The organism is Thermogutta sp. (genome assembly GCF_039793925.1).
Classification (GTDB): Bacteria; Planctomycetota; Planctomycetia; order Pirellulales; family Thermoguttaceae; genus Thermogutta.
The window spans coordinates 22,024-28,871 of the sequence record NZ_JBAMME010000272.1; the positions used below are offsets into that span (position 1 = coordinate 22,024).

At 57.8% G+C, this 6,848-nt stretch carries 4 protein-coding genes; all 4 read left to right on the plus strand.

Annotated features, from left to right (window positions below; genetic code table 11):
* Positions 1-93 precede the first annotated feature (93 nt).
* The 4 genes from ABJK56_RS13905 to ABJK56_RS13920 all read left to right on the plus strand — a co-directional run bounded on the left by ABJK56_RS13905 (position 94) and on the right by ABJK56_RS13920 (position 6,536).
* The gene (locus ABJK56_RS13905) at positions 94-1,380 is read left to right on the plus strand and encodes a Gfo/Idh/MocA family oxidoreductase (protein ID WP_347245268.1); all 1,287 of its coding nucleotides are present in this window, start codon (positions 94-96) and stop codon (positions 1,378-1,380) included.
* Between the two features lie 72 nt (positions 1,381-1,452).
* Positions 1,453-3,654, plus strand: a complete 2,202-nt coding sequence (locus ABJK56_RS13910) for a HEAT repeat domain-containing protein (protein WP_347245269.1) — start codon at positions 1,453-1,455, stop codon at positions 3,652-3,654.
* 539 nt (positions 3,655-4,193) lie between these two features.
* Positions 4,194-4,835, plus strand: a complete 642-nt coding sequence (locus ABJK56_RS13915; protein ID WP_347245270.1) for a TIGR03936 family radical SAM-associated protein — start codon at positions 4,194-4,196, stop codon at positions 4,833-4,835.
* A gap of 96 nt (positions 4,836-4,931) precedes the next feature.
* Positions 4,932-6,536: an Rne/Rng family ribonuclease gene (locus tag ABJK56_RS13920; RefSeq protein WP_347245271.1), complete on the plus strand. Its 1,605-nt coding sequence runs from the start codon at positions 4,932-4,934 to the stop codon at positions 6,534-6,536.
* The last annotated feature ends 312 nt before the right edge of the window (positions 6,537-6,848 follow it).

Below are 6,848 nucleotides of genomic sequence, written 5' to 3' on the forward strand. Positions count from 1 at the left end.
ACAGCGTGAGTATCATTTCTCACGTTGTCTGCCCCGAACAGCCAGTTTTGGCGTGCGTAGCCGAACTTTCCAATATCGCACGAGGAGGAGATCATGAATCGTCAAAGAAACCACATTTCACGGCGGAGCTTTCTCCGCACAGCACTGGGAGCCAGCGCGACTCTGGCAGTCCCCACGTTTGTTTCTCCAAGGGTCCTAGGAATGCAAGGACTCGCACCGGCCAGCGAGCGAATCCGACTCGGCGGTATCGGAATTGGAAATCGCGGGACGTACGACCTGGGGTGTTTTCTCCAGGAACCCGACGTCGAATGTGTTGCTATTGCAGATGTCAAATTGTTCCGTCGCGAACAAGCAAAGCGCATGGTGGATCAGCACTACGGGAACAATAATTGTGTGACGTATCGGGATTTTCGCGAGCTTCTGGACCGACCGGATATCGACGCTGTGCTGATTGCGACCGGGCCGAACTGGCACTGCCTTGCTTCGGTTCTGGCGGCCAAGGCGGGCAAGGATGTGTACTGTGAAAAGCCGGTGACCAAGAATATCACTCAAAGTCTGATTCTGGCCGAAACATTTCGGCGAACAGGGCGAGTGTTTCAGGCGGGTACTCAACGGCGTAATCTTCCCCATTTTGCGTTCGCTGTGGAGCTGGCGCAAAAAGGACGTCTCGGTCGGCTGCACACGGTCTATGCACACCCCGCTGGAATGAGCACCAGCATGAGCGGTTGGGCCCCCGCGGAACCCGAGCCGCCGAAGGAGGAGGTCGACTGGGATCTCTACCTTGGACCCGCTGCATGGCGACCGTTCAACAAGCGCTGGCTGGACGGCTTCAATTTTGAAAAAGGTGGTGGGCTTGTTGGTGGCGGTGTGCTCGAGTGGGGCTCCCACTGCGTCGACTTGTGTCAGTGGGCCAACAATGCGGATAACACCGTTCCCGTGGAGTATTATCCGCCCGAAGGAAATCAGGTGAAAGCCAAATATGCAAACGGTGTCACACTCGTTCTTCGCGAAGAAGGCTGGTTGCCTCTTGGATCATGCCCCGTCCGATTTGAGGGTGATCGCGGCTGGGTGGAAACAGGGGATAGTGGAAAACTGGCACTCAGCTCTCCGGCTCTCCTGGCTGGTCGCAAAGTGGCAGAAATCGGCGGCTATCCGGCGACTTTCCACGTGCGCGATTTCCTGGACTGCGTGAAGACTCGCGGTAAGCCGAAAGCCAACGCGGACGTAGCTTGTCACTCTCATATCGCGTGTCATGCTGTGAACATCGCGATCTTCCTTGGCCGAAAACTTCGCTTCGACCCTCTCAAGTATGAATTCATCGATGATGAACAGGCAAACAGGTTGCGCGGTGAAGCGCTTCGCGAACCCTGGCGCTTTTGATAACGGGAAAAGGTCCATTGTAGTTTCACGTGGAGCAACACATCGCGCTATCGCTATTAAGGAGAAATAATCATGGAGCCTCGGAAAATCGCAATTTCAATTGTCCTGTGTGGTGTGGTGACTTTCGCACTAAGAGTTGGCACTTTTGGCCAGCAGCCGCCTGTGCCCGAGTCGGATTTGGTTGCTATCCTCAAGTCGGACGCTCCAAAAGGCGATAAGGCACTGGCTTGCAAAAAGCTCGCGGTGTTCGGTACCGCGCAGGCCGTCCCCGTGCTAGCGCCGCTCCTCGCGGATCCTGAACTCGCGTCCTGGGCTCGTATCGCTCTGGAAGCGATTCCCGATCCGGCCTGTGATGCAGCGTTGCGGGAGGCCGCAGGAAAACTGGACGGGCGGCTGGCGGTCGGAGTGATCAACTCCATTGGTGTTCGGCGCGACCCGCAAGCGATTGAGGTTTTAACGCAGCGACTTGGAGATAACGATGTCGATGTCGCGGCGGCGGCAGCAGCGGCTTTGGGGCGAATTGGCGGAGAGAAAGCCATTGCGGCCCTCCGATCAGCTCTCAAGCACACGTCCCCGATCGTCCGCAATGCGGCGGCCGAAGGACTTCTCTCCTGTGCCGATCGGTATCTTGGTGAAGGAAACGCTGCGGCTGCCCAGCAACTTTACGATCTTGTCCGCTCGGCCGACGTGCCCAAACCGCGTCGTGTGGAGGCGACTCGTGGAGCGATTCTTGCCCGTGGGGTAGATGGCCTCTCGTTGCTCGTGGAACAGCTCAAGTCCAATGATAAAGATTTGGTGGCCATTGCCCTTTCCACCGCGCGAGAGATCAAAGGACCGGCAGTCGCTCAGGCTCTCGTTGCAGAGCTTGGACCGATCGCGGCGGCTCCTCAGCAGCGTCCCCCCGTGCTCGTGATCAAGTCCGCCCGTTACGGAGCCGGAGACCGCTGGGTCGATGTCACGGAGGCGCTGCGGGCGGCCGTGCGCAATAACAGCCTTCAAGTCGAGGCATCCAACTCTTTGGCGGGCGATCCAGCGCCGGGTGTTGTCAAAGAACTCCAAATTGTGTATTCGCTGGGCGACCAGGAGTTTTCGCTTCGTGTCAAAGAAGGTGAGATGATCAGACTCGGCGAGGGAGGAAAACCGGCCGATCCCCGACAGGCGGCTATCCTGGAAGCCCTGGCCGACATCGGTGACCCAGCGGGAATAGCCACTATTGTGAAGGCCGCTCAGGAGGCCGATTGGGCTCTGCGATTGGTGGCTGTCCGGTTACTCGGTCGGCTGGGCGATGCCTCGGCAGTGCCGGTCTTGGTCTCCGCGGCCACCGAAGGCGGTGAACTGGCGCAGGCTGCGGCAGAAAGCCTCGTCCAGCTTGCTGGGCAGGGAGTTGATGAAGCAATCCTGAAGTCACTTCAGTCGGCGCAGGGACCTCAGCGGGTGGTGCTTCTTCAGGCGGCCGGTGAACGACTCTTGGGTGCGGCTTTGCCCACTGCTCTTGCCGATATGAACAGTGACGATCCGACAGTGCGGACGGCTGCAATTCGGGCTTTGGGCATGATCGTCCCCTTGGAGCAGCTCGACGTGCTTATCGCGCGGCTTCTCAAGCCCGTTGATGACCAGGACTTCCAAACAGTTCGGGAGGCGCTCACGATAGCATGCAGCCGGATGCCTGAGCTGGATGCAGCCGCCGCCAAACTGATGGCTGTCTGGCCAAAAGCTTCCACCCGAGTGCGCATTGCCATTGTGGAAATCCTCGGGACAATGGGCGGACAGGCGGCGTTGCGGGGGCTCGCCCAGGCTGCCCGGGATTCGGAAGACGAGGTTCAGGATGCCGTGACACGAGTTCTGGGAGAGTGGATGTCGGCGGACGCGGCTCCTGTGTTGCTGGATCTGGCCAGGACCGGTAATCCCCGGTACCGCATCCGGGCCCTGCGCGGTTACATTCGGATCGCCCGGCAGCTCGACGTGCCCTTGAACGATCGGATCGCGATGTGTCGGAACGCTCTGGCGATCGCCCAGCGACCGGAAGAAAAACGGCTGGTACTGGAGGTTCTCCGGCGCTATCCCACGGCGGAAGGCCTCCAGCTATCGGTGGCGCAACTGGCCGTCCCCGAGCTGAAGGCGGAAGCTGCCGAGACAGCCGTCCAAATTGCGGAAAAACTCCCTGCTTCGGATGCCGCCATTGTGGCGAAGGCCATGGATCAGGTCATCCAGGCAGCGCCGGCGGCGGAGATTCTCCAACGGGCTCAGGTCCTTCGCCAGCGGACCCGGCAGTAAGCCGCGGGCCTGGCAGGCTATGCGTTGCAGGGCGTCTGGCCCCACGGGGTGAGGTGTGAAGCGAAAACCGGGGCGGGCAGCGAATCATTGGGTAATTATTTGCCGACCGCGCAGCCCGCCCTGGGCTGGTCAAATGCACCAGATTTTGCTATGCTGGGCAATCAATACTCTCTGACAATTTGATGGTTTACGGTCTGAGTGCTTTCGGTCAGCCTTGAAATAACCGTTAATACGGTGGGGTAGAGATATTGCGGCTGGTGGTAGTCAAGGCTTGGGAATCCCGGGCCGCGGATTTTGCTTGTGATACCAGTAGGGAGTGGGGCCGACTGGCGCCGATGTCGGTGATCGGTGCCACAGCCACATGCGAACACGTTTTCATTCCTCCGGCTTGCAGGACGATTGGTTCCGGAGCCGAGGGGATGCATGACGTCGTTGTCAACGCTCTGTGAAAAGAGGTGACACGCATCGGATCACGATCGAATCAATCGAATTCAGGGGTTTCCAGAAACCGAGGTCCCATCGCCAGCGGCAACGATGGGATGGACCGCTTGGCGGTCCGGCAACGAGTGCGCATTCGCTTCTCCAAAACGGGAGATTTGCGATTTATCGGCCACCACGACCTGGTGCGAACTCTGGAGCGTCTATTCCGGCGGGCAGAACTTCCCCTTGCTTTCAGCCAGGGATTCCATCCGAAACCCAAGATCAGCTTTCCTCTGGCGCTGGCTCTCGGATTGGAAGGGCATAACGAAGTTCTCGAACTTGAGTTGACCGAGGCTTTGTCCACTGACGAGATTCTCGCCCGCCTCCAGCGAGCAACTGTTCCAGGGTTGGCGTTTCACAGCGTCGAGCCTGTGCCACCCGGGACGCGCAAAGCGCAGGTCTCGCGCGTCACTTACGAAATCCGGGTTCCTTCGGAGCGAGAGGGAATGGTTCGTAGCCGGCTCGACGCAATCGACGCCCACTCCCGCGTGGAAATGACGCAGCAAGGTCAGGCCGTCGAACGCAATCTCCTTGATCACCTGTTGGACTGGAGTCTTAAGGACGGCCGTCTCAGTTTTACCCTCCGGGTTGATCCCTGTGGATCTCTCCATCCCCGGGAAGTGCTTCGCATTCTGGGGCTGGACGATCTCGAATCGCAGGGGATTCCTCTCGTGCGCAGTCGGGTAGAGGTGGTCTCATGATGAACATCACGGGGATCGCAGAGGACGGGACGTCCAGTATCGGCCGATGTCTTGCGATGCGCACTCGCCTCCAGAGCCGCAAAGGATGGCGAGTTTATGAAGCAGGAAATGTTGATCAATGCTGCCCAGCCCGAGGAATGTCGAATTGCCATTGTAGAAGATGGCGTTCTCGAGGAGCTTTACATCGAGCGTGCTGACCAGGAAAGTTACGTCGGCAATATCTACAAAGGAATTGTCGTCAATCTCGAGCCGAGTATTCAGGCGGCATTCGTGGATTTCGGTGTCGGTCGGAATGGTTTTCTCCACGTTAGCGACGTGGAGCCCCAGTACTTTCGACAGGCCGGATATGACCCGGACGAACTTGGCGACTTGCCGCCACCCGCCTCCGGCGTTCTCAATGGGCTGGACAGCGAAACATCTCGGCCTACCCGAAATCGACGGAACAATATCCGCCCGAGAGTTCGTCCCCCCATTCAAAGCATCTTTCGACGCGGCGATGAGGTGATCGTTCAGGTCATCAAAGAGGGCATTGGCAACAAAGGGCCAACGCTCTCTACCTACATCAGCATTCCGGGACGCTATCTCGTCTTGATGCCGGCTTTAGGACGGGTGGGGATTTCCCGAAAGATTGAAGACGAAGCTGCCCGGCGTCGTCTTCGTGAAATTATGCATCAGTTGGATTTGCCCAAAGGGCTGGGGTTCATCGTTCGCACGGCGGGGGCAGATCGCACCAGAAAAGAGCTTTCCCGGGACCTTGCCTATCTGCTCCGCCTCTGGAAAGTGATTGTGCGGCGGATCAAAAAGCTCGAAGCTCCGGTGGATATCTACCAGGAAAGCGACATGATCATCCGCACAATCCGCGATATTTTCAGCGCGGAAGTAGGCACTATCATCATCGACGAACCGAAAACCTACGAGCGGGCAAAAGAATTCCTGGAGATGGTCATGCCACGCTATGTAGACCGGCTCAAATATTACGACGGGAAAGAACCCCTCTTCCATAAATACGGTTTGGAAAAGGAGATAAATGTCATCCACCAGCGCGAGGTGCCGCTGTCTCCGGGCGGATCGATCGTCATCGATCAGACCGAAGCGCTCGTGGCAATCGATGTCAACAGCGGAAATTTTCGTGTGGACGACTCTGCCGAAGAGACAGCCTTCCAGATCAATTTGATCGCCGCGAAGGAAATTGCCCGACAGATTCGGCTCCGTGATTTGGGGGGTGTCATTGTCAACGATTTCATCGACATGCGAAAAGAAAAGCACCGCCGAGCGGTGGAGAGGGCGTTACGGGAGGCTGTGCGCCGGGATCGCGCACGCACCAAAATCCTTCGCACCAGCCCATTCGGTCTGATTGAAATGACTCGCCAGCGGATTCGCCCCAGTTTAAAACGAACTCTTTACCGTGATTGTCCTCTTTGCAAAGGGGCTGGTTGGGTCAAAACCGTGGAGACCATGGCGATCGAGACAATGCGGCAACTTCTTCTGGCAGTTCTGGTGGAACGCGTGGCCAAGATTACGGTGACCGTTCATGAAGAAGTTGCTGAATATCTCAACAATAATAAGCGGCGCTTCATTACTGAGTTAGAAACTAAAAACAACGTCACGATTCGAGTGGTAGGCGAAAAGCACGTTTCGCCGGAGCATTTGGTCATCGAATGCCGGGATAAGGAAGACCGAATCTTGCCGACCCCAAAATAATAGACCGCTTTGCAGCGGGCTTGCCGGGGCGTCTTATCCGGTCAAATATGCCGAGCGCAACTGCGCCATCGATTCTCCAACCTTGCGGAAGAGGAAGCACCCAAGGTTGATGGGGTCGAGCATTCGCCTGGGCCATGGCCAGCTCAGAACAACTGCTCACCGGCTCCAGTAACTGGGCTCGGTTACCATCTAGGCCGGCTCAGTTGTCGTCAGCGTATGTCCGGCCACTCGTTCGTCATGAGATAAGACCGCCTGCGAGACGACTGAAAGGGAGCGGAGGGCACGGGACTCGAACCCGCAACCCCTTTCGGG

Coding starts and splice junctions, on each gene's coding strand:
- ABJK56_RS13905 (WP_347245268.1), top strand. CDS start 94: ATGAATCGTCAAAGAAACCACATTTCACGGCGGAGCTTTCTCCGCACA.
- ABJK56_RS13910 (WP_347245269.1), top strand. CDS start 1,453: ATGGAGCCTCGGAAAATCGCAATTTCAATTGTCCTGTGTGGTGTGGTG.
- ABJK56_RS13915 (WP_347245270.1), top strand. CDS start 4,194: ATGGACCGCTTGGCGGTCCGGCAACGAGTGCGCATTCGCTTCTCCAAA.
- ABJK56_RS13920 (WP_347245271.1), top strand. CDS start 4,932: ATGAAGCAGGAAATGTTGATCAATGCTGCCCAGCCCGAGGAATGTCGA.